The sequence below is a fragment of the Aeromonas sp. ASNIH7 genome (assembly GCF_002903485.1).
GTDB classification, from domain to species: Bacteria; Pseudomonadota; Gammaproteobacteria; order Enterobacterales; family Aeromonadaceae; genus Aeromonas; species Aeromonas caviae.
This window is the reverse complement of the sequence record NZ_CP026226.1, coordinates 4,655,454-4,678,454: the sequence shown is the minus strand read 5'-3', so window position 1 is coordinate 4,678,454 and position 23,001 is coordinate 4,655,454. Positions and strand designations below refer to the sequence as shown.

Genomic DNA, 23,001 nt, shown 5'->3' with positions numbered 1-23,001 from the left:
GGAGGTGCGCCCCATCGGCTGACAAGGCTTCCCCTCCCTTGCTACACTGCCCGCACTTATGTTCGTTTCTGGCTTCGTCCGGTTTTCATGCGGTTGGGTTTGACATGGTGATGACGAAGCCGCTTCTCCCAAGGGATCACATCTAATGAAGAACATGCATGTCTTGCTGCTGTGCGGCGGTGGCGGCTCCGAGCACGAAGTCTCGCTGCGCAGCGCCAATTTCCTCGAAAAACAGCTCGGGCTCCTGCCCGGTATCGAAGTGACCCGGGTCGAGATGTTTGCCGACCGCTGGCTCTCCGCCGACGGTCGCGAGTGCAAGCTGGGGCTGGACAAGCTGCTCTCGTTCGACAGCGTGGCCCGTCCGGTGGACTACGTGGTGCCCTGCATCCACGGCTATCCCGGTGAGACCGGCGATCTGCAATCCTTCCTCGAGCTGGCCGGCCTGCCTTATCTGGGTTGTGACGCCGAGGCGAGCAAGGTGTGCTTCAACAAGATCACCACCAAGCTGTGGCTCACCGCCATCGGCATCCCCAATACCCCCTACCTGTTCCTGACCGAGCAAGGCGAGGCGAGCCTGATCGAGGCGAAAGCGGCGCTGGCCAAGTGGGGCAAGGTCTTCATCAAGGCGGCCTCCCAGGGCTCTTCCGTGGGTTGCTACTCCGCCAGCAACGAGGCAGACCTGGTGAAGGGTATTGCCGATGCCTTCGGTTACTCCGAGCAGGTATTGATCGAAAAAGCGGTCAAGCCCCGCGAGCTGGAAGTGGCGGTCTACCAGTATGGTGACGAGCTGGTGGCCACCTATCCGGGGGAGATCTGCGTACCCCAGGACAAGTTCTACACCTATGAAGAGAAGTACAGCAGTGCCAGTCACACCGAGACCGCGCTCAAGGCCGAGGGACTGACTCAGGCGCAGGCTGACGCCATTCACGAGTACGCGCTCAAGGCGTTCCGTCAGCTCAAGCTGACCCACCTGTCGCGCATCGACTTCTTCCTGACCGAAGAGGGGGAGATTTTGCTCAACGAGATCAACACCTTCCCGGGCATGACCTCCATCTCCATGTTCCCGAAACTGCTGGAGCACCACGGCCACAGCTTCGCGCACTATCTGGAGCAGATCCTGCGAAAGGCGGTCTGATGTCGCCAGACCCGGTTGCAACGGATGGTGAGTAGGGGCCTCAGGGCCCCTTTTTTCATGGGGGGAAGCGGGCAGAGCGCGGGGAGGGAAGGGGGCAGGGCGCCGCCCGGCAAGCCTTGCCGCCAGGAGGGCGCGCCGTTACAATCAGCCCCCTTTTGTCCCGCCACAGGCACCGTCAGAGCCGCGTTCCATGAAGCCCATCCCCGATCACGCCGTCAACCGCCTGCGCATCTGGCGCAAGAGCGTCTCGACCCGGCCCTTTCTTGCCCGTGGCGGCAGCGTGCCACGCTGTGATGCCTGCCAGCTGCGCCACGACTGGTGTGCCTGCGACTGGCGCCCGGCGCTCAAGGCCGAGGCCGGTTTCTGCCTCATGATGTATGACAGCGAGCCCATGAAGCCCTCCAACACCGGGCGCCTCATCGCCGACGTGCTGCCGGACTCCACCTGGGCCTTTCTCTGGTCGCGTACCGAACCCCATCCCGAGCTGCTGGCCCTGCTGGCGGATCCCGCCTGGCAGCCCTACTTGGTCTTTCCCGCCTGCGAGAAAGCGCCCGACCGCCTGACCGGCGAGGTGGTACTGGCCCCCGGCAAGAAGCCGCTGTTCATCCTGCTGGACGGCACCTGGCCCGAGGCGCGCAAGATGTTCAACAAGAGTCCCTATCTGGACGGCTTCCCGGTGCTCGCCATCAAGCCGGATGCGCTCTCTACCTACGGCATGCGCGTCGCCCACAGCGACGAGCACCTGTGCACCGCCGAGGTGGCCGCCTGCGTGCTGGAAGTGGCCGGGGAGCTGCGGGCGGGACAGGCGCTGCAGCTCTGGTTCAATCTCTTCAGCAGCCGCTACATGGCTGGCCGGGTTAGCCGTGCACCCGGTGCTGATGAAGGGCCCCTGCTGGAGGGGCTGGAGGCCATCAAGGGCCAGAGCCGCGCTCTGGATTAATCCTCATCAGCAGCCGCTACATGGCTGGCCGGGTAAGCCGTGCGCCCGGTGAGGATGAAGCGCCCCTGCTGGAGGGGCTGGAGGCCATCAAGGGCCAGAGCCGCGCTCTGGATTAATCCTCATCAGCAGCCGCTACATGGCTGGCCGGGTAAGCTGTGCGCCCGGTGCTGATGAAGCGCCCCTGTTGCAGGGGGTGGAGGCCATCAAGGGCCAGAGCCGCGCTCTGGATTAATCCTCATCAGCAGCCGCTAGATGGCTGGCCGGGTAAGCCGTGCACCCGGCGAGGATGAAGCGCCCCTGTTGCAGTGGGTGGCGGCTATCAAAGCACAGGCCCTCTCGCACGCTGATTAATGAAAATAAGGAATTAGTTGGCTGCCATTGTTTCGTTGGCTTCATGAGCCCGCCCTCGCTAGGATAGCGACCTGTTGACTCCTTCAGGCTCCAGGCCATGCCGGGCGCCGCCAATCACACGAGGTCTATGGATGGAACTGGAACTGCTCACCCTGGTCGCCCTGTTCGGGGTGGCCCTCATCGCCGGCTTTATCGATGCCATCGCCGGGGGCGGAGGGCTCTTGACGGTGCCGGCCCTGCTGGCCACCGGCATGCCGCCGGCCCTGGTGCTTGGCACCAACAAGTTGCAGAGCAGTTTCGGTTCTTTCTCCGCCACCTGGTTTTATGCCCGCAAGGGGCTCCTTGAGTGGGCCATCATCTGGCCGGCTGTCATCTGCACCTTCATCGGGGCGGCCATCGGCACCCTGGCGGTGCAGACCATCGATGCCGCCATCCTGGAGCGGCTGCTCCCCTTCCTGCTGATGGCGTTTGCCTGCTACTTCTACTTCTCCCCCAGGGTGAGCGATGCGGAGAGCCAGCGCCGCCTCACCCCCATGGCGTTCGCCCTGCTGGTGGGAGGGGGCGTGGGCTTTTATGACGGCTTCTTCGGGCCGGGCACGGGGTCGTTTTTTGCCATCGGTTTCGTGGCCCTGGCGGGCTTCGGCATGGCGCGGGCCACCGCCCACACCAAGCTGCTCAACTTCACCTCCAACATCGCTTCTCTGCTCTTCTTCACCCTGGGGGGCAAGGTGGTGTGGAGCGTGGGGCTGTGCATGGCGCTGGGGCAGTTCATCGGGGCGCGCATGGGCTCCAAGCTGGTGCTCAAGAAAGGGGTGAAGCTCATCAAGCCGCTGCTGGTGACCGTCTCCCTGGTGATGTCCGCCAAGCTGGTGTGGAGCCAGTACCCCGAGCTCTTTGCCTGGTTGGGCTGAGCCGGTACCCGCCATGACGAGGGCCCGATCGCAGATCGGGCCCTCTTGCGTTTCAGCCCAGTGCCGAAAGTTGCCGGAAATGGGCTTGCAGCGCCTGCACCAGGCGGGCAATGCGATCGCGCTTGAGGCTGTTTGGCCGATAGACCAGGTGGAGCGGGCGGCCCAGTCCCGGCAGGGGGCGTGCCTGTGTCCCCTGCTCACCCACCAGCGCCAGCAGGCCGGCGGGCAGGAGCACGGGGCCAATGCCTGCCTTGGCCAGCTCGATCAGTGCCAGGTAGGAATCGAGCTCCATGGCGGGTATAAGCCCGAGGGCGGCCAGGGGCTCGCGCAGATAGCGGTTGGAGGGGTTCTCCAGATCCATGGTCAGGATATTGCGCACCTTGCCCTGCATCCCCTTACTCACGTCGCCTTCAGTCAGTTGCTTGCTGGTCACAGTTTCTTGCAAGGCGCTCTGGTGATCCGGCTGCGCCGCCTCATCCAGAGCGTCCCCCACCAGATAGAAGGGCTCCTCCAGCAGCCGTTCGGCACACAGCCCATGGCCCGGCGGCAGGCGACCGGCGCAGATCCCGAGCAGGGCATCCCCGCCGCGCACCCGGGCCAGAATGACCGGGGTGTGGTGGGTAGAGAGGGCAATGTGGGGATCCCGTTCAAGGTAGGCGTGCATGAAGCGGGCGAGGTAGCCCGCCAACAGGGTTTCGGAGCAGGCGATGGACAGAGGGGTCTGATCCGTGAGGATCTGGCTGTCCGCCAGCACCCCCTTCATTTCGGCGAGGCTCGGGGCTACCCGGGCGAGCAGTTCACGGGCCTGGGGAGTGAGGCGGATATGACGGCCATCCGGCTCGATGAGCTTCTTGCCAAGGCGCTGCTCCAGCTGGGCGATGCGCTTGCTGACCGCCGACTGACTGATATAGAGGCGGCTTGCAACCTTGGCCATGGTGCCCTCGCTTGCCAGCAGGCAGAGTGTCTCCAGCCCTTCCAGTAACATGCGTCCTCCCTCCTCGTGTGTTGGACGCGGTTACCTTAGGGGCTGGTGGCATCAGGGGCAAGTACCGTTTGCGGCCCTTGATAGCGGCCAGCGCCACGCCTTGACGGGGGGCGCGAAGATCACCAGGTTGCCAATGAGACTCACCACCACGCCGACGATGGAGACCGTCTGCCAGACAAAGCCTTCATAGAAGGTGGAGAGGGTGAGGGCCACCAGGGGGAAGAGCACGGTGGCGTAGGCCGCCTTGCTGGCACCGATGCGCCCCACCAGGGTGAGGTAGGCGGTGAAGGCGATGACGGAGCCGAAGATGGCCAGATAGACCATGGCGGCGAGGTAGCGCGGGTCGGTGGGCAGGGTGAGTGACTGACCGAGTACCGTGACCCAGCCCAGCAGCAGCGCCACGCCGTAGACCATGCCCCAGGGTACCATCTGCAATACGTGATAGCCCTGGCGCTGTCCCCGGGCGGAGACCAGGTTGCCCAGGGAGAAGCAGAGAGTGCCGGCGCAGGCAAAGAGCAAGCCCTTCCAGCCGTTTGCACCCAGTTGCGCATCCGCCAGCACCGGCCAGAAGAGCAGCAGGGTGCCAAGCAGCCCCAGCAACGATCCTTGCAGCCAGCGCAGGCCCGGTCGTTTACCCTCGAACAGCCAGAGATTGAGGCCGTTGAAGATGCTGGCGCTGGCGAAAATCACCGCCGACAGACCGCTCGGGATATAGAGGGTGGCGTGGTAGAAACAGAGGAAGTTGGTGGAAAAGAGCAACGCGCCGAGCAGGGCTGCATAACGCTGGCCCGCCCAGGGCAGGCGCGGAAACTTGCCGCTCACCGTGAGCAGGGTGAACAGGGCCAGGGCCGCCAGGGCGAAACGATAGAGCACCGAGACCTCGATGGGGATGGGGCCGAGCTGCCAGGCGATGGCAATCCAGGTGCTGCCCCAGATGAGGACGGTGGAAACATAGAGCATCAGATTCATGGTGTGATCCCATCAAGAGAAGATGATGTGATCAGCATGAACCGGGAGGCGGGGTGCCGGCTTGCACCATCTTGCGGTTTTTTCAACGGAGGCGCAGCCTTTGACCATGAGGCGCGATAAGATGGCGACAGGAAAGGGGCGGGAGAGGGACGCAAGCGTGCAGCATGCCATGCAGCAGACAAGACAAACGGGGGTCTTTGATGCCCTGGTGAGCACCGGTGCCAGACTGGAGGACTCCTGCTGGCTGGAGCCCGGGCTCGGGGTGGCGAGCTGGTGCAACCGCTACGATCAGACCCGCTACCACAAGCCGGGCAACCACACCATCAGCGTCTACCTGCAGGGGGGCGAGCAGACCGAGCGGCTGGACGGCCCCGGTGGCCATGGTGGTGCCGGCAAGGTGTGCATCATGCCGGATCACCACAGGTCCGAGTGGTTGGTGCGCGAGGAGTTTCGCTTCTTCCACCTCTACTTCACCCCCGCCCACTTCACCCGCATCGCCGAGCAGGCGTGTGACAAGGAGGGGCGTCATCTGCAACTGGAAGACAAGACCTTCATCGACGATCCCCAGGCGGTGGCCCTGGTGCAGGGGCAATTGATGAAGCTGGACTGGCAGCACGGCATCGATCGCATGGCGCTCTCCCACGGTGCCTGGATGCTGATGCTGCACGCCTATCGCCATCACACCCGCGAGGCCCCGGCGCTGCCGGAAGTGCGCGGCGGCCTGGCCCCGGCCGTGGTGCGCCGGGTGCAGGAGTATCTGCAGGCTCACCTGGCCGAGCCGGTCACTCTGGGAGAGCTCGCCCGGGAGGCGGGTCTGAGCGAATACCACTTCGCCCGGATGTTCGGGCAGAGCCTGGGCTGTCCGCCCCACCGCTACCTGCTCGGGCTGCGGCTCAAGCGGGCCAAGCAGTTGCTGGCGGGAAGCGAGCCCCTGGCCAGCATCGCCGCCCAGTGCGGCTTCTCCTCCCAGGCCCATTTTGGCAACCGCTTTCGGGAGGCGTTCGGCCTGAGCCCGGGCCAGTGGCGAGCCCAGTTGTCATTCTCCTGTCACAGATAACCCTGAGACTCTGGGCAAAAGAGGTGTACCCTCTGTCTCTTGTCCATTGAAAGGAATGCCCATTGAATCATCGCAAACGTCAGACCCGTACTCGCCATCTCTGGTTCAACCACTGGAATGCCCCCCTCTATCGCGCCACCCAGCCGACGCCGCCCGAACCGCTCGTTCCTCACAGTTCCCGCTGAAAACGCCGTAACCCGATAGGATTTTTCCGGCAACTTTGCCACTATTGCGCCATCAGGATGGACTGGATATGGCCGCATGTTTCTGGAACGCATTGAAGTCAAAGGTTTTCGCGGAATAAATCGCCTCTCCCTCGGGCTGGACAACACCACTGTGCTCATCGGCGAAAACGCCTGGGGCAAATCCAGCCTGCTGCGGGCCCTCTGGTGCCTGCTGGGGGATGCCGAGCCCTATCAATTTGGTCAGGATGATTTTCATCGGCCGGAAGATCCCGAGCTCGAACCCTCGCGCACGCTGCAACTGGTGCTCACCTTCAGCGAGTATCGTCCCCAGATGTGCCAGCACTCCCGCCGTCTGGCCCGCCTCGGGGCGGCCTGGATCCCGCACAAGGACAAGTTCCACCGGGTGCATTATCGTGCCAGTGCCGAGTTGCAGGACGATGGCAGCGTGCTCACCACCCACGACTTTCTCGACGGCATCGGCAAGAGCCTGACCATCGACAACAACGAGGCGCTGGTGCGTCTGCTCATCACCATGAATCCGGTGTTCAGGCTGCGGGATGCCCGTACCGCCAGGGATGGTATCGAGCGGCTGCCCTGGGGGGATCTGTGCGAGCAGCGGCTGGACGAGCTGGCCGGCAAGCTCACCGATGAGCCCCAGCGCATCGGCGAGCCAGAACTCAAGGAGGCGCTGCAGGCGGTGCAGCAGTTGATGGAGCACTACTTCAGCGCCCTGGCGCCCATCAAGCACAAGCCTCGCAGCCAGCGGGATATCGTCAATCGCCCCATGACCCTGCGCAATCCCGGCAACCTGCAGGTGCTGCTGCGCAATGCGGACAACCGGGCGCTGCAACTGGCCATGGCGGGCATGGCGGCCATGCTGCTCCACGCCCGGGGCAACCGGGAGCTGGAGGAGGGGGCCAGACCCATACTGATGCTGGAAGACCCCGAGAGTCGCCTGCATCCCACCATGCTGGCCCTGGCCTGGGGTCTGCTGGAGCAGTTGCCCGGCCAGAAGCTGCTCACCACCAACTCGGGGGACCTGCTCTCCTCCTTGCCCCTCAATCAGGTGCGCCGTCTGGTGCGCCGCCAGCAGGACATCCTCTGCCATCAGTTGGGAGGGGAGCGCTACAGCAGCGACGATCTGCGCAAGATTGCCTTCCATGTGCGCATCAACAGGCCCATGTCGATGTTTGCCCGCTGCTGGTTGCTGGTGGAAGGGGAGACCGAGATCTGGCTGCTCTCGGAGCTGGCCCAGATCTGCGGCTACAGCCTGCGGGCGGAGGGGGTGCGCATCATCGAGTTCGCCCAGTGCGGCCAGGCTCCTCTCATCAAGGTGGCCCGGGACTTTGGCATAGAGTGGCACCTGCTCACCGACGGTGACGAGGCGGGTGCCAAGTATGCGAGTTCCGCTCGCTCCCTGCTCAAGGGGGAGCGCGAGCGGGATCGGCTGACCCAGTTGCCGGCGGCAGACATAGAGCACTACCTCTACCAGAACGGGTTCGAGGGGGTGTTCCGGCGTGAGGCGGGGGTCGGGGGGCGCTCCACCCTCAACGCCGGGCGCATCATCGCCAAGGCGATCCACCATCGCAGCAAGCCAGGCATGGCCCTGGCGGTGGTGGAGGAGGCGGAGCGTCTCGGCAGCGAGCACATTCCCCCTGTGCTCAAGCAGATGTTTGCCCGGGTGGTCGCCCTTGCCCGGGGACAAAGCTGACCGGCGACGTTGGGAAGACGGGGGGAGTTTGGATATACTCCCTGCCTCTTGTCCTTCCTTACCCTGTGATGGGTGCACCCGCACCCGGACTGCTGCCGGAGACCCTATGTTCGTCCAACTTCCTTTTTGGCTCTTTCCCCTGACCGGTCTGATGGCCCTGGGGGCCCTGATCGCCGTGGGGCTCGTCCTGTGGCGCGGGGATCTCTGCCCGGGCCAGCGCTCGCGGATCACTACCCAGCTCTTCTCGGTCTGGGTGATCACCGGGCTCTCCCTGATGCTGGCGGTGGAGGCCAAGGTTGCGGGCTGGCTCATCTGGAGTGGGGGGGCCGCCCTGGTGCTCGGTATCGTGCTCTCCCTGCTCCAGTCTCGCCTGGAGGGCAAGCGCGCCATCCCCGCCACCCTGCTGTGGTTGCCCGCCATGCCGCTCGCCCTCTACGGGCTGGGTCTGATGCAGATCCAGGGCTGGCTCGGCGGCCTGCTGCAGATGGTGCTGCTGGGGTCGGCCTTTGCCCACCTGATGCTGCTGCGTGCCCGCCACCGCCTGCAAGCCTTCAATCTGCTGCTGCCCCTGGCGGGGCTGGTCTCTGCCATCCTGAGTCTTATCTGGCTGGCGGTGCTGGTGGGTTGGCAGGGGAGCAGCGCCGGGCTCGACCCGCTGATCCCCGGTGTAGTGACCCAGGCCGGCCTGCTGGTCGCAGCCCTGCTGCTCTGGTTCAGCCCCATCTACCGTCAGCAGGAGACGGCCCCCGTGGTGGTCTCTGTGACCCTGTGCGGCCTCATCATCGCCCAGATTGCGTCGACCAGCGTGTTGCACCAGCTGGCCTGATCCCGGCGCATCCTTCCGCCCGCACCTTGTCGTGCGGGCTTTTTTTATGGCAAAGAGGGGCAAGGCGGGGAGGGGCCTGAGGGGGAAGAGATCGCTAGCTGCCTGAAAAAACTGCGATTTGTTGCAAAAGAGCGCAGTATGTGACGGTTTAATCCCCGAATAAACTTTTTTTAGGATATTTACTTGCAATCTCAGCGTTGGCGCCTATTATGGGCGACCTCGGACGCGGGGTGGAGCAGCTCGGTAGCTCGTCGGGCTCATAACCCGAAGGTCGTCGGTTCAAATCCGGCCCCCGCAACCAACTATTTGTATCCATGGCAAGCGCATAGCGCTGCGGTGGAGTCGAAGACAGCAAGAAGCAACTGCTCTGCTTTTTGTGGTGGCAATACAATTCGGACGCGGGGTGGAGCAGCTCGGTAGCTCGTCGGGCTCATAACCCGAAGGTCGTCGGTTCAAATCCGGCCCCCGCAACCAACCATTTGTGTCCATGGCAAGCAGCATAGTGCTGCGGTGGAGACGAAGACAGCAAGAAGCAACTGCTCTGCTTTTTGTGGTGGTAATGCAATTCGGACGCGGGGTGGAGCAGCTCGGTAGCTCGTCGGGCTCATAACCCGAAGGTCGTCGGTTCAAATCCGGCCCCCGCAACCAACCATTTGTGTTCATGGCAAGCGCTAGCGCCTGCGGTGGAGACGAAGACAGCAAGAAGCAACTGCTCTGCTTTTTGTGGTGGCAATGCAATTCGGACGCGGGGTGGAGCAGCTCGGTAGCTCGTCGGGCTCATAACCCGAAGGTCGTCGGTTCAAATCCGGCCCCCGCAACCAACCATTTGTGTTCATGGCAAGCGCTAGCGCCTGCGGTGGAGACGAAGACAGCAAGAAGCAACTGCTCTGCTTTTTGTGGTGGCAATACAATTCAGACGCGGGGTGGAGCAGCTCGGTAGCTCGTCGGGCTCATAACCCGAAGGTCGTCGGTTCAAATCCGGCCCCCGCAACCAACTATTTGTATCCATGGCAAGCGCTAGCGCCTGTGGTGGAGACGAAGACAGCAAGAAGCAACTGCTCTGCTTTTTGTGGTGGCAATGCAATTCGGACGCGGGGTGGAGCAGCTCGGTAGCTCGTCGGGCTCATAACCCGAAGGTCGTCGGTTCAAATCCGGCCCCCGCAACCAACTTCTGACTGATTTTCTTCTGCATTACCTCTCTGATCCCCTCCAGCATCTGTTGCTTGCACACAATAATGTGTGTTTTTCCGATCCCTCTCGCCATTTGTTCGGTATCATCCTGCTTTCTGTTCATGGATGAGGCCGCACCCTGTGATGACCCCTTTTAGCTATTCTTCTCCCCAAATCACGATGCAGAACACCTCCCTCGCCGAGGTAATGGCAGGGCCGACAGCCGTCAAACTCCTGCTCATTGCCGACTCAGCGCGCGATACCCTGCTGGCGACGCCTCCCTTTGCCGCCGTGGCAACCCAGATAGCCCTGGGTCAGAAGGCCCCCTATTCCCTCGACGACAGTCAGGGGCTGCAACGGGTGATCTTCATGGATGCCCGCCCGGTCCTGGATCATCGGCTCTACAAGCAGGTGCGCAGCTGGGTGGGCTCGCTGGCGGGCCTCAAGGCGACGCACCTGGCGCTCCATCTGGAGGGCTTTGACGATGAGCACCGCGCGCAACTGGCAAGGGTGGTGCTTGCCTGCCTGCTCGCCGCCGATGTGACCCTGCCGACCCAGAAACGGAGTGAGGCGACAAGACCGGGTTATCAGCAGTTGCAACTTTCCCCCCCTTGCGAGCTGGACATGACCCGCCTGAGCGCAGAAGCCGAAGGCAACGGTCTGGCTCGCCACCTGGCAGTGCTGCCAGCGTCCGAGCTCAATGCCCGTCATTACCGAGCCTATGCCCGGGAGCTGGCGCAGCAGGAGGGGTGGCAGTGGCAGGAGTTTGATGAGACGACCCTGGCACAGAAGGGGGCTGGCGCCTTCCTGGCGGTGGCCCGTGGTTCGGCGGACGGTCAGGCCGCCATCGTCAGGCTCAGTTACTGCCCGGCCAACCCGGTGCGCCGCGTCGCGCTGGTGGGCAAGGGGATCTGCCACGACTCCGGTGGCTACAACCTGAAAGTCGGTGGCAGCATGTATGGCATGCACCTGGACATGGGGGGCAGCGCGGTGGCCCTTGGCACGTTGCTGGCCATCAGCCGGGCGAAACTCCCCGTTGAGGTGCACTGCTGGCTCGCCATCGCCGAGAACCACATCGGCCCGCAGGCCTTCCGGCCCGGTGAGGTGGTGACCGCCCTCAACGGCACCACCATCGAAGTGGTGGACACCGACGCCGAGGGGCGCATGGTGCTGGCGGATGCCCTGACCCTGGCGGCCGGGGACAAACCCGACTTGCTGATCGACTACGCCACCCTGACTGGCGCCTGCAAACGGGCGCTCGGCAGCCGTTACAGCGGCGCCTTCACCAACCGCCCCGAGTGGCTCACCACTCTGATAGCGTTGGGCCAGCAGAGCGGGGAACGAGTCTGGCCCTTCCCCCTGGACGAGGATTACGATGACAACCTCGATAGCGAGTGGGCCGATCTGTTACAGTGCGCGCCGGGCGCCTCCCCGGATCACATCGATGCCGCCCGTTTTCTCACGCACTTCGTGCCCGCCGAGCTTCCCTGGTTGCACCTCGACCTGAGTGGTTTTCGCAACAAGGGGGGCAATGGCGTGGTGGGCAGCGAGGTAACCGGCTTTGGTGTCAGGCTGACGCTGACCCTGCTCGACAGCCCTCTGGGGATGGGTGCGCCCGACGCATGACAACGTGGCCAAGCACAATCAATAAGGACAAGCGTGAAACAAGCAAGCTATGACTGGGTGCTGTTCGATCTGGACGAAACCCTGCTCGATTTTCCGGTCGCCAGGGCGCTGGAGCGGACCCTGCAGATCTACGGCGTGGCGCCGACTCCCCCCAAGATGGCGGAGTACCATGCCCTCAACCAGCGGCTCTGGCAGCAGTACAACTCAGGGGAGATTGACGCCACCCACCTGCAGCAGACCCGTTTTTCGCTCTTTGCCGAGCAGGTCAACGTGGCGCCCATGGCGATGAACGAGACCTTCCTGCAGCAGATCATCGCCCTGAGCGTGCCGCTGGAGGGGGTGGAGGAGACCCTGCAGGCCCTGAAGAGCAAGGTCAGAATGGGGATCATCACCAACGGCTTCAGCCTGCCCCAGCGCGGGCGCCTCGACAAACTGGGCTGGAACAGCTGGTTTGAGCCTCTCGTTATCTCTGACGAGGTGCAAGTGACCAAGCCGGCGGCGGCCATCTTCCAGCATGCCCTGGCGCAGATGGGTCAGCCGAGCCCGGCGCGGGTGTTGATGGTGGGGGACAATCCCAAGACCGACATCGCCGGTGCCGCCGCCCAGGGGCTTGCCACCTGCTGGTACAACCCGGGACGGGAGACAGGCCCGTGCGAGGCGACCCACGAGATCCACCACTTCGCCCATCTCTGCGCGATCGTGCTGGGAGAGTAGGTCCTCTATGCCCGCAAGGGTGTAAAAAAACAAGGCAGCCCATGGGCTGCCTTGTTTGCATCCGGCGTCTGCTAGCGGCCGAGGCGGGCGAGCAACCAGGCCTCCAGCAAGGCCACTCCGGGGGCCAGCACGGCTTCGTCGAAGTCGAACTCCGGATGATGGTGGGGGGCCGCGAGGTTGGCTCCCAGGATGAGATAGGCGGCTTCGCCGCCGTGCTGCTGTACCCGCTCGATGAGGAAACCGGCATCCTCGCTGGCCCCGAAGCGGCGGGTGTGGATGGTATCAAGGGAGATCCCCTGTGCGAGAGGCACGATTTCCTCGATGAGGGCTGGGCTGTTCTCGATGCCGATCGCTTCCCCCTGTTTGCGGATGTGGTAGGTCGCGCCCTGCATCAGGGCCGCCCCCTCCACAATCTGCTGCACCTGATTGAACATGTAGTCGTTGAGGGCCGGCGTCGCGCCACGGGTCTCCCCCATCAGGCGGGCATGGCCCGGGATGACGTTGCGTCCACTGCCGCCGTTGAGCTGCCCCACGTTGATGCGGGTCATGCCGTCCCGATGGCGGGGAATGCCGAGCATGGCGGTGGTGGCCATGCAGGCCGCCGCCAGGGCATTGTGGCCCGCGTTGGGCTCGAGCCCCGCATGGGCGGCTTGCCCCATGAACTCCACGTCGAATTTGGTTGAACAGAGAAACTCGGTGGGGTTGACCACCAGCTCACCGCTGCTCGCGTGAATGCCGATGTGCAGTGCCAGCAGAGCGTCCACGTCGTCGAGCTGCCCCCCTGCCGCCAGCGCCTTGCCGCCTCGGCAGCCCTCTTCAGCCGGCTGGAAGAAGAGCTTGATGCGGCCAGTGAGGCGATCGGCGAGGGCCGCGATCCGCTCGGCCAGCACCAGCCCGATGGCGGTGTGGCCATCGTGGGCACAGGCGTGCATCCAGCCCGGGTTGGCGGAGTGCCAGCCTCCCTGGCCGGGCAGGTGTGACGCCTCCTGGCTCTCTTCGACCTCCACCGCATCGATATCGAAGCGAAACGCCAGGGTGGGGCCGGGGCGCCCGCTCTCCCAGAGTCCCATCACGCCGGTGAGTGCGTCGATCCGCGTCATCCACTCCGGATGCGCCCCCTGGTGCAGGGCACGGGCCTTCTGGGCCTGGACGTCTATTTCCCGTCCCATGATGAGGGTGCTGGCGAGCAGTTGATCCCCCAGCATGATGGAGAAACCGAGTTCACTGAGGTGTTGGGCGATGAGGGTGGTGGTGCGAAATTCACACCAGGCGGCTTCGGGGTGACGATGAAGGTCGCGGCGCCAGTGGCGCAAGGCATCCTGAGTCATGGTGGTTCCTGCGTGGCAAATCCAGCGGCCATTGTGACGGGCAGGGGGCAAGAGTAAATCCCGCAGGGGGAGATGCGACAAGGGGAGTCCGGGCTCCCCTTGAAAGATAGCATGGATGTCGACGAGGTCGTTTTGTGTGCGCAAATCGCATTCAAAGATGGCTTGGCATCATCCTTTGCCAGAGTGCGTCAAAAACCCATGTTGCAGTCTGTTTTTTGAACCACCCCTCTGGTGCAGAGGGGGCAGATGGCTGATTGACCGACTTAGAGCTGTGCCAGCGACGGCATGGAGACGGCAACCAGAGTGAAAAACACGGTGAAAACGGCGGTAACTACGAACTCTTTCATGATTTTATCTCCCTTGGTTGGCTCATGATGGAACCAAGATACCACAACAGAACGATAAAACAACGAAGAATGTAATTATGAGGCGAAAATGGTTTGGCGGTGAAATATGGCTGCATTTTCCCAAGTTTAAGGGCGTTTTTTGTCCTGAAAAGGGTTTTATGGTGATGCCAGTGAAATGGTATGCGTATAAAGTCTTTAAATACATTTAGTTACGTTGTTTTTGTGACTCTTTCCTTTGTGGTTCCGATTGGGGTCTTTGTGGTGATCTCCATTTTTAGTCAGCAAAATGGCCTGCGGGATGCGCCGATTGGTGTCGTCCTAGGGGGGTTGGTGGCTGTCAGCCAGGTTTTGTCATTCCATGTCATGTTTTCTCACGACTTGTGTCCTAACCCCAGTCTGCAAGGCTGTTGCCAGCCAGGGTTATCCGATGAAGGCTCAATTTTCTGCTCATCCCAAACAGGATGGGAGCAAAAAGAGAACGAAAAAACGACAAAAGGGCCGCCAAAGGAGCATGGAAGGGAAGGGGGAAGGCGGGAAAATGGGGGAGCGATCTTCATGGGGCCTTGGGTGGCCGGAAGCCCCGTTTTTCGCTGTTTTCTTGGGGGGGCGAGCCACCGGGCCCGCGCGCAGGGGAAGCGGGCGATATCGTCGGCCTACCCGGGTTGCTATATGGCGCCAGTGTGATGAGATGAAGGGCAGGGGAGGCCTGGCGCAGGGCCGTGGCACTGCGGCACGAGGGCCTTTATCCAGACCCGTCGCGAACAAGGTGAGCAAGCAGAAAAGCGGGGAAAAGAAGTAAAGGAGAAGGTTGTGGGGTCAGAGGCTCAGGGCCGCCGGGCAAGGGGTAAGACATGGCGACAGTGGCGAGTGGATAGTCGGGCCCCCGCAGGGGGAGGAGGGGGTGAGGAGCCCGCATAAAAAAGGCTATGTCCCAATTACGTGTTGCATCGGGTGCCCTAGGCTGTGTTCTTAAAAGTGATGAAGATATAATCTCACATCTTCTCAACAGCTTAAGATCCATTCCGTGTCCCGCCGTTATCAGCTGACTGATGCACAATGGGGGCTTATCGAGCCCCAGTTTCCTTCTCGAAGCCTGATCGGGCGCCCTACCCGTGAACCGCGCCAAGTGCTCGATGGCATTCTCTGGATACTCCACACCGGAGCTCCTTGGCGAGACCTTCCAGAACGTTTCGGACCATGGAATTCGGTCTACAACACCTTCCGGCGTTGGCAGGATGCAGGCCGGATTGATGCCATTCTGGAAGCGCTGCAACTCAAGCTCAATGAAGAAGGGCTCATCGATTTCGACCTGTGGTGCCTGGACGGCTCCAATGTCAGAGCATCCAAAGATGCTGCCGGTGCACGTAAAAAAACACCTCAATGAATCAAGCCCTTGGCCGTTCGCGGGGAGGTTTCGGCAGCAAAATTCACTTGGTCACGGACGGTCATGGCTTACCACTGAGCTTCTGCCTGTCACCGGGGCAATCAGCAGAAATCAGCTATGCAACAAGCGCGTTGGCCATGGCGAGGATACCAACGTCATCAGGTCGCTACCGAACACGGCCAGCGCATCTTGCCGCAGACAAGGCCTATAGCAGCAAAGCCTTTCGAGCCGAGCTACGGCGGAGAAGGATAAAAGCGGTCATTCCGCAACGCAGCGACCAGCAACGCCGCCATAAGGGGCGTCCATTGGTACTGGACAAGGTGCATTACCGCAGGCGCAATGTCGTGGAGCGGTGCTTCGGTTGGTTGAAGAAGTTTCGCCGGTTTTCAACGAGATATGAAAAGCTAGCCAAGAGTTTTGCAGCCTTTATCAAACTGGCTTTCTGCCTTCGCTACTTGCGCGAGTTATGTGTGGACAGAAAACCAGCATTTTGAGAACACAGCCTAGCGCCTCATGCAAACACATCTTGGTATTTACCTCCCTGCCGTAACGTTCCAGCATCCTGCGCCAGCCCAGATAATTCCTCAGGTAGTGGGTTGCGACTCCATGGAATCGTTCCATCCACTCCTTCAACCGCCGGTGATATCCGTTCACATGCTGGATGTGGTATGCCCCAATGACTCGCTCACCTCGACGGTTGTACACCACCTGATGTGTTATGCCCCGCGCTTGGCTGAAACTGGCATACACCCCTGCACCATCACTGCAGAGCACTGCATCGGGCGCGATGAGTGGCTGCAACACCGCTTTCACCGTCTGCGCATCCAGCCTTTCCAGCTGAAAGTCGGCTTGATGGCCCGCCCTGTCCCCCGGGTACGCCCTTTCCCGCCACGATGTCTTGCCGGACGAGGCAACCCTCGCTGCCCCTTGAACGATTCGAGGAAGAAGGTTTCATCCACTTCCACAATGCCTTCTTCCCGTGTTGCCTGGTGGTTTGCCATCGCCTTCAGGAAGCGGTGACGCCACAAGAAGGCGGTGTTCTTGCAAACACCGCAGCGGACGGCGGCCTGGCGGACAGTGAGCCCGTCGATGAGAGCCTGGGCGTAGTCCTCCCAATGCTCAGCCTTACGTAATCTGGCCAAAGGCGTCTTGGTGAGGAGGGAGCTGGTTTGCCGACACTGCTTACAACGTTAACGACGCAGCCCACGGCTCCAGCCCCAGGGGGCCAGCTGGGTGGCATCCGCCTGGCAGTGGGGACAGCCGCAGCATGTGGGTAACTGGGCATGGAGGGACGTAATCGGGTGTGGAGCGGCGAGCTCATGCTGAGCGACACGGCGCTGACGCAGAGTAAGTAATGGAAAGAGGGACAACAGGTGTTGGAAGGCTGGCGTATCCATGATGAAGGTCCTCGCGGTGATGACCTACTTCCAGATTAGCCTTCCAACACATAATTGGGACAGCGCCATAAAAAAACCCTCCAGAGGAGGGTTTTTTGTCAGACCACAGCCTTTAGAACAGGGTGGTGGAGAGATCGTACAGCTCCTGGTTGAACGGGCGCTTCAGGTTCTCGATGCAATCGATGATGTCGTGGTGCACCATCTCGTTGCCCTGAATGCCGACGCAGCGGCCACCCTGGCCTGCCAGCAGTTGCTCGACGGCGAAGGCACCCATGCGGCTGGACATGATACGGTCACGGGCAGTGGGAGAACCGCCACGCTGGATGTGACCCAGGATGGTGGCGCGGGTTTCGCGGCCGGTCATGGCCTCGATGTCTTTCGCCAGGGCGTTGACGTCGGTGACGTGCTCGCAGATGGTGATGATGGCGTGCTTCTTGCCCTTGGCTTCCCCTTCCTTGATCTGTTGCAGCAGCTTCTCCTTGTCGAAGGCCACTTCCGGCACGATCACGTACTCGGCACCACCGGCAACGGCGGCAGACATGGCCAGATCGCCGCAGTGGCGGCCCATGATCTCGACCACGGAGATGCGGTGGTGGGAGCTGCAGGTGTCGCGCAGGCGGTCGATGGCGTCAACCACCACGTTCAGAGCGGTATCAAAGCCGATGGTGAAGTCGGTACCGGCGATATCGTTGTCGATGGTGCCCGGCAGGCCGATGCAGGGGAAGCCCTCTTCGGTCAGCTTCTTGGCACCCATGTAGGAGCCGTCACCGCCGATGACCACCAGGGCGTCGATGCCGTGTTTCTTCAGGTTTTCGACCGCTTCGGCACGGACTTTCGGATCCTTGAAGGCGGGGAAACGGGCGGAGCCGAGGAATGTACCGCCACGGTTCACGACGTCGGAAACGCTGTGACGCTCGAGCTTGACGATACGGTCCTGGTGCAGACCGAGGTAGCCATCATAGATGCCGTAAACTTCCAGGCCATGATGCAGACCGGCGCGCACCACGGCGCGGATGGCTGCGTTCATACCCGGTGCGTCACCACCACTGGTCAAAACACCAATACGTTTGATTTGTTTGGTCATGAGTGCCTCTGGATCTGAGTTGTCGAAAATCAAGATTCTGAAAAATACGGCTGGCCGCTTTTACTATATCGGCTTTCCTATGGCGAGAGGGTCCATAGGAAAGCGATATGCAAAGAGGGGCGGGGCCCCTCTTTGCTTGGCGCTTACTTGGCGGCGCCAGCGATGATCTGGGAGAAGTCGTCCACTTTCAGGGACGCGCCACCCACCAGGCCACCGTCGATGTCCGGCTGGCCGAACAGGTCGGCAGCGGTGGCGCCAGTCACGGAGCCGCCGTACAGGATCTGTACCTTGGCAGCCACGGCTGCATCAAAACCGGCCAGGTATTGACGGATGTGAGCATGCACGGATTGTGCGATCTCCGGGGTGGCGGTCTTGCCGGTGCCGATGGCCCATACCGGCTCGTAAGCGATGACGGCGTTCTCGAAGGAGGCGATGCCGCAGCGATCGATCACGGCCTTGAGCTGGGTCTCGACCACCTGGTTGGTGGTACCGGCTTCGAACTGGGCCAGGGTTTCACCGATGCACAGCACGGGGATCAGGCCGCCCTTCTGGATGGCTTCGTACTTGGCAGCCACCACGTCGTCGGTCTCTGCGTGCAGGGTACGACGCTCGCTGTGACCGACCAGGGAGTAGGTGCAGCCGAAGGCTTTGAGCATGGAGGGGGCGTTTTCGCCGGTGAAGGCGCCGGACTCGTGAACGTCGGCGTTCTGGGCACCGTAGGCGATCTTGCTGCCAGCGGTCAGCTGTTCAACCAGACCCAAAAAGATAACCGGCGGGCAGACGGCCACTTGCACGGAAGGATGAGCGGCAGCGGCCGGGGTCAGTCCTTTGATCAGGGCTTCTACAGAAGCCTTGGTGCCGTTCAGTTTCCAGTTACCCATTACCAGGTGCTGTCTCATCTTCTATATCTCCTAGGCATTTGATTGCGCAACATTATATGAATTGAACCGAGCCCAAGATAGCTGACCCGGCGGCAAATGACGTAATTTTTTTTCGCTTTCCTGATCCAAATCAGGAATGCAAGGCGCGATTGCTCACTCGGTGACCTGCCCACGCAAACGGGCCCACCATACCCCAATCCACTCGTGAATGGCAGCCTCGGAATACATCAGATAACGTCCCTTGGGGAGGTAACTGTAGAGGGGTTGCGGCTCCTGACTCTGCTTGGCGGTGTAATCGGTGGGAGCAGGCACCGCATCGAGTCCCTGACTGCGATAGAGGGCCATGGCCCGGGGCAGGTGGGTGGCCGAACTCACCAGCGCCACCCGCTTGCCGTTGAGGTGGGCGGCGATGCTGACCGCCTCGTCATGGGTGTCTTTGTTGTTTTCAAACAACGTCATGCGCGCGCGCGGGATGCCAAGGCTGGCCGCCATGCGGGCGTTGACCTCGGCGTTCGACAGGGGATCCCCGGCCACGGCGCCGGAGAAGACCAGCTCGGCTTCTGGATAGGCCAGAGCCAGGCGAACTCCTTCCAGGGTGCGCGCCAGGGAGATGTTGTTTTGCCAGGCGCGCTCTGGGATGGCCGGATCGCTCACATGACCGTTGCCCAGCACGACGATGGCCTGGATGTCCGGATGCAGGCTCACCTCGAAGGGGGGATAGGTCTGCTCCAGGCTGCGGGCCAGCTCGTAGCTCACCGGCCGCGTCCCCATCAGGGCAATGATCACCAAGGAGAGGGTCGCCAGCAGCCTGCCGCTTTTTTGAAAGCGGGTGAACCAGAGCAGCACGAGCGCCAGCACCAACAAGGAGAGAGAGAAGGGGAGCGGCATCAGCAGATGGCCCAGCCATTTCTTGATGACAAAGAAGTTGAGCTCGAACACGACAGACACGTCCTTGAGTTTTCAGCAAATTCGGGATGTGACAGAATACCCCTCTTTTTTCCTGTGGCCCAATCCTGTGTGGTTCCTCCTGCGGCCCTCATGGCGGGGCGGTCGAAGATGAGTGTGTCTTGAAGCAAGATCAGAGTTTTGACGGGCGCGCGGACAAGTTCGCTCGCAACATTTACGACTCCACCAAGGGGCGCATTCGCACCACCATTGTCTGGAGTGACATCGAAGCCTGCCTGGCGCGCCTGGGCAACCGGCCGCTGCGCATCCTGGATGCCGGCGGCGGCTTTGGCTACTTCGCCCAGAAACTGGCGGCCATGGGCCATCAGGTGGAGCTGTGCGATTTGTCGGCAGAAATGCTGGATCTGGCCCGGGAGCAGATCGCCCAGAAGGGCTTGGAAGACAGAATTCGTCTCATCCATTGCCCCATTCAGGAGCTCAAGCAACACGTGACCGGCACCTTCGATCTGGTGCTCTGTCACGCGGTACTGGAGTGGCTCGCCGAGCCGCGCCAGACCTTGCTGGGTCTGTTCCCTTTCGTCAAGGCTGGGGGCATACTGTCGCTGCTTTTTTACAATCGTCACGGCCTCCTGTTCCAGAGCCTGGTGGTGGGCAATTTTGACTATGTGCGCCTGGGCCTTCGCAAGAAACGCCAGACAGCCCTGACACCCACCAATCCCCAGTTGCCGGAGCAGGTCTATGACTGGATAGGCCGGGGGGGATTGCGGATCATCGGCAAGACCGGGGTGCGTGTCATCCACGACTACATGCGCCACAAGCAGGATCAGGTCGAGAAGTTCGAGGACCTGCTGGCCATGGAGCAGCAATATTGCCGCCAGGAGCCCTTTGTTTCCCTGGGGCGCTACATCCATGTGATGGCCCAGAAACCGGCCGGTTGAGCCCCACCGGCATGAATACGATGCGGGATCCAGCCGCCGGGGCGCCACCGACCCCGGCCTATATCACCACGGCAGGCAAAGACCTGCCGACTATAACAACGAGATGATAACGTCATGATGAGTACATCCCGTACCCTGCCAGAGACGGTGGGATGGGTCAGACAGGAGGGGTTGGCGCTGAACCTCCCCACCGACAGGCTGGCCTTTCTGATAGCGATCAAGACGCTCTCCGAGGACGAGTCTGATCTCTCGGAGGCCGCGCTGCACGATGCCTTTGGCTATGTCAGCAGTGCCTTCGGCCAGATGGACGAGACCCTCACCGGTCGCGCCAACAACGCCATCAACGATCTCATTCGTCAGCAACTGCTGTCGCGTTTCACCACCGACATGGTGGCGGGGGAGAGCCTCTACCGCCTGTCGCGCCTTGGCATGAGCATCGTCGATTTCTTCATGGATCAGCGCCAGGTGGACTCCATCAAGCTCTCCATCCTGCTCGAGCACCTGGCGGCCGAGCTCGACACCGCCCGCAAGGCGGCGCTCGAGACCAACACCCGGGAGCAGTGGGACGCCGAGGTGCTGCCGCGCCTCTCCTTCTCCTTGGAAGAGACGCTCGGGCGCATCGATCTCACCCAGCGCGCCATGGACGAGCAGCAAAACCAGGTCAAGAGCGAGATCGCGGCCCTGCTGACCCAGAACTGGGTCGATGCCATCCACAGCTGCGAGAAGCTCCTGCACGAGACCGGCCAGACCCTGCGCGAGTTGCAGGACACCCTGGACGCCGCCGGCCACCGCCTGCAGGCGGGGCTGCTCAACATTCAGGAAGCGGCCCAGGGGCGTGATGATCTGTTCCACGTCGAGGAGCTGACCCACGCCCTGCAGGGGCGTCTGGACGTCATCACCGCCTGGGGCCAGCAGTGCATCGAGCTCTGGTCCCGTTATGACAGGCACGTTCACAAGTTCATCCGCAACGCCATCGACATGGACAAGAACCGCGCCTTCAGCCAGCGGCTGCGGGAATCCATCCGCAACTTCGAGCAGCACAACTGGCTGCTGCGCGTGGCCGAGGAGCCCCGTCTGCTGGAGCTGCGGGATGAAACCATCGCCATCCACGACGAGGAGGTGACCGGCGAGGTGCCCCTCGAGATGGAGTACGTAGAGATGGTGGACATCAACCAGGAGCTGGCGGAGCGCATCGAGCGCTACCTGGCCCGCTACCCGGAGCAGGGAGATCGGCTGGATCTTGCCGACGTGCTGCGGGAATACCTGCTGGACTACCCGGCTCATGCCCACTTCGACGTGGCGCGCCTCCTGATCGATCAGGCCGTGCGTCTCGGCCATGCCAGCGGTGAGCGCGAGCACCACCGCCAACCCGCATGGAAACCCATCAACCAAGCTGGATCCAAGGTTCAGGCCTATGTCATCGATCAATACTGAATTCCCCTTGCCCCTGCGTCTCGCAGAGGCCATCGCCAACCCCTTGTTTCCGCGCATCGACACCGCCCTGCGCTCCGGTCGCCACATCAGTGCCGACGAATTCGAGCAGCACTCGGCCCTGGTGGAGTACCACCAGGAGCTGGAGATCTTCTACGGCCGCTATCAGGTGGAACTCATCAAGGCGCCGGAAGGCTTCTTCTACCTGCGTCCGCGCCCGAGCGCAGACATCGGAACAACAGTGTTATCTGAGCTCGATATGCTGGTGGGCAAGGTGCTCTGCTACCTCTTCCTGAGCCCGGACAGGCTCGCCTCTGAAGGGGTGTTCGCCATGGGCGAGCTGCAAGAAGAGGTGCTGAGTCTGGCGGACGAGAAGCAACTGCTGCGCATGGTCAACAGCCGCTCCGGCGGCACGGATCTGGACAAGAAGAAGCTCCTCGAGAAGATCCGCACCTCCATGCGTCGCCTCAAGCGCCTCGGGATGATCACCCCCCTTGGCAACAGCGACAAATTCCGGGTCAACGAGTCCGTGTTCCGCTTCGCCGCCGATGTGCGCTCCGACGAGGATCCTCGCGCGGTGCAACTGCGGATGATCCAGGAAGGGGAGGCCATTTTCCACGACGACGAGATGCCGAGCAGCGATTCCCTGTTCGAGGATATCGAAGAGGATCTGGACGAAGAGCAGCTGGAGCTGGAGGTGGAAGATGATCTGCAACGTTAATGTG

19 protein-coding genes, 6 tRNA genes and 2 pseudogenes are annotated in these 23,001 nt (G+C 62.0%); 20 read left to right on the top strand and 7 right to left on the bottom strand.

Annotated features, from left to right (window positions below; translation table 11 throughout):
- Positions 1-145: 145 nt before the first annotated feature.
- The 4 genes and pseudogenes from C2U47_RS21885 (at position 146) to C2U47_RS21875 (ending at position 3,337) form a co-directional block, all read left to right on the top strand.
- Positions 146-1,135: a D-alanine--D-alanine ligase gene (locus tag C2U47_RS21885; RefSeq protein ID WP_010674866.1), complete on the top strand. Its 990-nt coding sequence runs from the start codon at positions 146-148 to the stop codon at positions 1,133-1,135.
- 190 nt (positions 1,136-1,325) lie between these two features.
- Positions 1,326-2,075 (top strand): tRNA-uridine aminocarboxypropyltransferase, encoded by a 750-nt coding sequence (locus tag C2U47_RS21880; protein WP_010674865.1) that lies wholly within the window; start codon positions 1,326-1,328, stop codon positions 2,073-2,075.
- A gap of 2 nt (positions 2,076-2,077) precedes the next feature.
- Positions 2,078-2,191 (top strand): annotated as a pseudogene (locus C2U47_RS23140) (DTW domain-containing protein); the annotation flags it as partial.
- A gap of 366 nt (positions 2,192-2,557) precedes the next feature.
- A complete protein-coding gene (locus C2U47_RS21875) occupies positions 2,558-3,337 on the top strand; it encodes a TSUP family transporter (RefSeq protein WP_010674863.1) in 780 nt (259 codons plus the stop codon).
- A 52-nt stretch (positions 3,338-3,389) separates the two neighbouring features.
- Here the strand turns inward: C2U47_RS21875 and C2U47_RS21870 are convergent, their stop codons facing one another.
- The gene (locus C2U47_RS21870) at positions 3,390-4,322 is read right to left on the bottom strand and encodes a LysR family transcriptional regulator (protein WP_010674862.1); all 933 of its coding nucleotides are present in this window, start codon (positions 4,320-4,322) and stop codon (positions 3,390-3,392) included.
- 51 nt (positions 4,323-4,373) lie between these two features.
- The gene (locus C2U47_RS21865) at positions 4,374-5,291 is read right to left on the bottom strand and encodes a DMT family transporter (RefSeq protein ID WP_010674861.1); all 918 of its coding nucleotides are present in this window, start codon (positions 5,289-5,291) and stop codon (positions 4,374-4,376) included.
- A 169-nt stretch (positions 5,292-5,460) separates the two neighbouring features.
- Between C2U47_RS21865 and C2U47_RS21860 the strand changes: the two genes are divergently transcribed.
- The 12 genes from C2U47_RS21860 (at position 5,461) to yjjG (ending at position 12,580) form a co-directional block, all read left to right on the top strand.
- Positions 5,461-6,348 (top strand): helix-turn-helix domain-containing protein, encoded by an 888-nt coding sequence (locus C2U47_RS21860; RefSeq protein WP_103261986.1) that lies wholly within the window; start codon positions 5,461-5,463, stop codon positions 6,346-6,348.
- A gap of 62 nt (positions 6,349-6,410) precedes the next feature.
- Positions 6,411-6,533 (top strand): hypothetical protein, encoded by a 123-nt coding sequence (locus C2U47_RS23580; protein ID WP_256094327.1) that lies wholly within the window; start codon positions 6,411-6,413, stop codon positions 6,531-6,533.
- 76 nt (positions 6,534-6,609) lie between these two features.
- The gene (locus C2U47_RS21855) at positions 6,610-8,244 is read left to right on the top strand and encodes an ATP-dependent endonuclease (protein WP_010674859.1); all 1,635 of its coding nucleotides are present in this window, start codon (positions 6,610-6,612) and stop codon (positions 8,242-8,244) included.
- Between the two features lie 106 nt (positions 8,245-8,350).
- Positions 8,351-9,070, top strand: coding sequence for a hypothetical protein (locus C2U47_RS21850; protein ID WP_041211484.1), 720 nt, complete (start codon positions 8,351-8,353; stop codon positions 9,068-9,070).
- Positions 9,071-9,294: 224 nt separating this feature from the next.
- Positions 9,295-9,371: transfer RNA gene (locus tag C2U47_RS21845), tRNA-Met, on the top strand.
- Positions 9,372-9,467: 96 nt separating this feature from the next.
- Positions 9,468-9,544, top strand: a tRNA-Met gene (locus C2U47_RS21840).
- A 97-nt stretch (positions 9,545-9,641) separates the two neighbouring features.
- A tRNA-Met gene (locus tag C2U47_RS21835) sits at positions 9,642-9,718 on the top strand.
- A gap of 96 nt (positions 9,719-9,814) precedes the next feature.
- Positions 9,815-9,891: transfer RNA gene (locus C2U47_RS21830), tRNA-Met, on the top strand.
- A 96-nt stretch (positions 9,892-9,987) separates the two neighbouring features.
- Positions 9,988-10,064 (top strand) — tRNA-Met (locus C2U47_RS21825).
- Positions 10,065-10,160: 96 nt separating this feature from the next.
- Positions 10,161-10,237, top strand: a tRNA-Met gene (locus C2U47_RS21820).
- Between the two features lie 144 nt (positions 10,238-10,381).
- Positions 10,382-11,866, top strand: coding sequence for a M17 family metallopeptidase (locus C2U47_RS21815; RefSeq protein ID WP_041211483.1), 1,485 nt, complete (start codon positions 10,382-10,384; stop codon positions 11,864-11,866).
- A 33-nt stretch (positions 11,867-11,899) separates the two neighbouring features.
- Positions 11,900-12,580 (top strand): pyrimidine 5'-nucleotidase, encoded by a 681-nt coding sequence (gene yjjG, locus C2U47_RS21810; protein ID WP_010674855.1) that lies wholly within the window; start codon positions 11,900-11,902, stop codon positions 12,578-12,580.
- A gap of 71 nt (positions 12,581-12,651) precedes the next feature.
- Here the strand turns inward: yjjG and C2U47_RS21805 are convergent, their stop codons facing one another.
- Positions 12,652-13,908 (bottom strand): amidohydrolase, encoded by a 1,257-nt coding sequence (locus C2U47_RS21805; protein WP_041211482.1) that lies wholly within the window; start codon positions 13,906-13,908, stop codon positions 12,652-12,654.
- Between the two features lie 1,371 nt (positions 13,909-15,279).
- Here C2U47_RS21805 and C2U47_RS21800 point away from each other — a divergent pair.
- Positions 15,280-16,133 (top strand): IS5 family transposase gene (locus C2U47_RS21800; RefSeq protein WP_103261584.1). Its coding sequence is split into 2 segments (ribosomal slippage): positions 15,280-15,622 and positions 15,622-16,133, totalling 855 coding nucleotides; the frame shifts between segments, so codons are not numbered across the junction.
- On the opposite strand, the pseudogene C2U47_RS21795 reads toward C2U47_RS21800, so the two are convergent.
- The 4 genes and pseudogenes from C2U47_RS21795 to elyC form a co-directional block, all read right to left on the bottom strand.
- A pseudogene (locus tag C2U47_RS21795) lies at positions 16,069-17,036 on the bottom strand (IS1595 family transposase). The gene C2U47_RS21800 and the pseudogene C2U47_RS21795 sit on opposite strands and share 65 nt — an antisense overlap.
- 112 nt (positions 17,037-17,148) lie before the next feature.
- Complete coding sequence (pfkA, locus tag C2U47_RS21790) at positions 17,149-18,120, bottom strand: 6-phosphofructokinase (RefSeq protein ID WP_010674852.1); 972 nt, start codon at positions 18,118-18,120, stop codon at positions 17,149-17,151.
- A 143-nt stretch (positions 18,121-18,263) separates the two neighbouring features.
- The gene (gene tpiA / locus C2U47_RS21785; RefSeq protein WP_029314576.1) at positions 18,264-19,019 is read right to left on the bottom strand and encodes a triose-phosphate isomerase; all 756 of its coding nucleotides are present in this window, start codon (positions 19,017-19,019) and stop codon (positions 18,264-18,266) included.
- Between the two features lie 135 nt (positions 19,020-19,154).
- Positions 19,155-19,940, bottom strand: coding sequence for an envelope biogenesis factor ElyC (gene elyC / locus C2U47_RS21780; RefSeq protein WP_041211480.1), 786 nt, complete (start codon positions 19,938-19,940; stop codon positions 19,155-19,157).
- Between the two features lie 128 nt (positions 19,941-20,068).
- On the opposite strand from elyC, the gene cmoM reads away from it, so the two are divergent.
- From cmoM to mukE, 3 genes are all read left to right on the top strand, one after another.
- Positions 20,069-20,845, top strand: a complete 777-nt coding sequence (cmoM, locus tag C2U47_RS21775; RefSeq protein WP_010674849.1) for a tRNA uridine 5-oxyacetic acid(34) methyltransferase CmoM — start codon at positions 20,069-20,071, stop codon at positions 20,843-20,845.
- A gap of 114 nt (positions 20,846-20,959) precedes the next feature.
- Positions 20,960-22,279, top strand: a complete 1,320-nt coding sequence (mukF, locus tag C2U47_RS21770) for a chromosome partition protein MukF (protein WP_029314574.1) — start codon at positions 20,960-20,962, stop codon at positions 22,277-22,279.
- Positions 22,260-22,997: a chromosome partition protein MukE gene (mukE, locus tag C2U47_RS21765; RefSeq protein WP_029314572.1), complete on the top strand. Its 738-nt coding sequence runs from the start codon at positions 22,260-22,262 to the stop codon at positions 22,995-22,997. Before mukF ends, mukE begins: the two co-directional genes overlap by 20 nt.
- Positions 22,998-23,001: the final 4 nt, after the last annotated feature.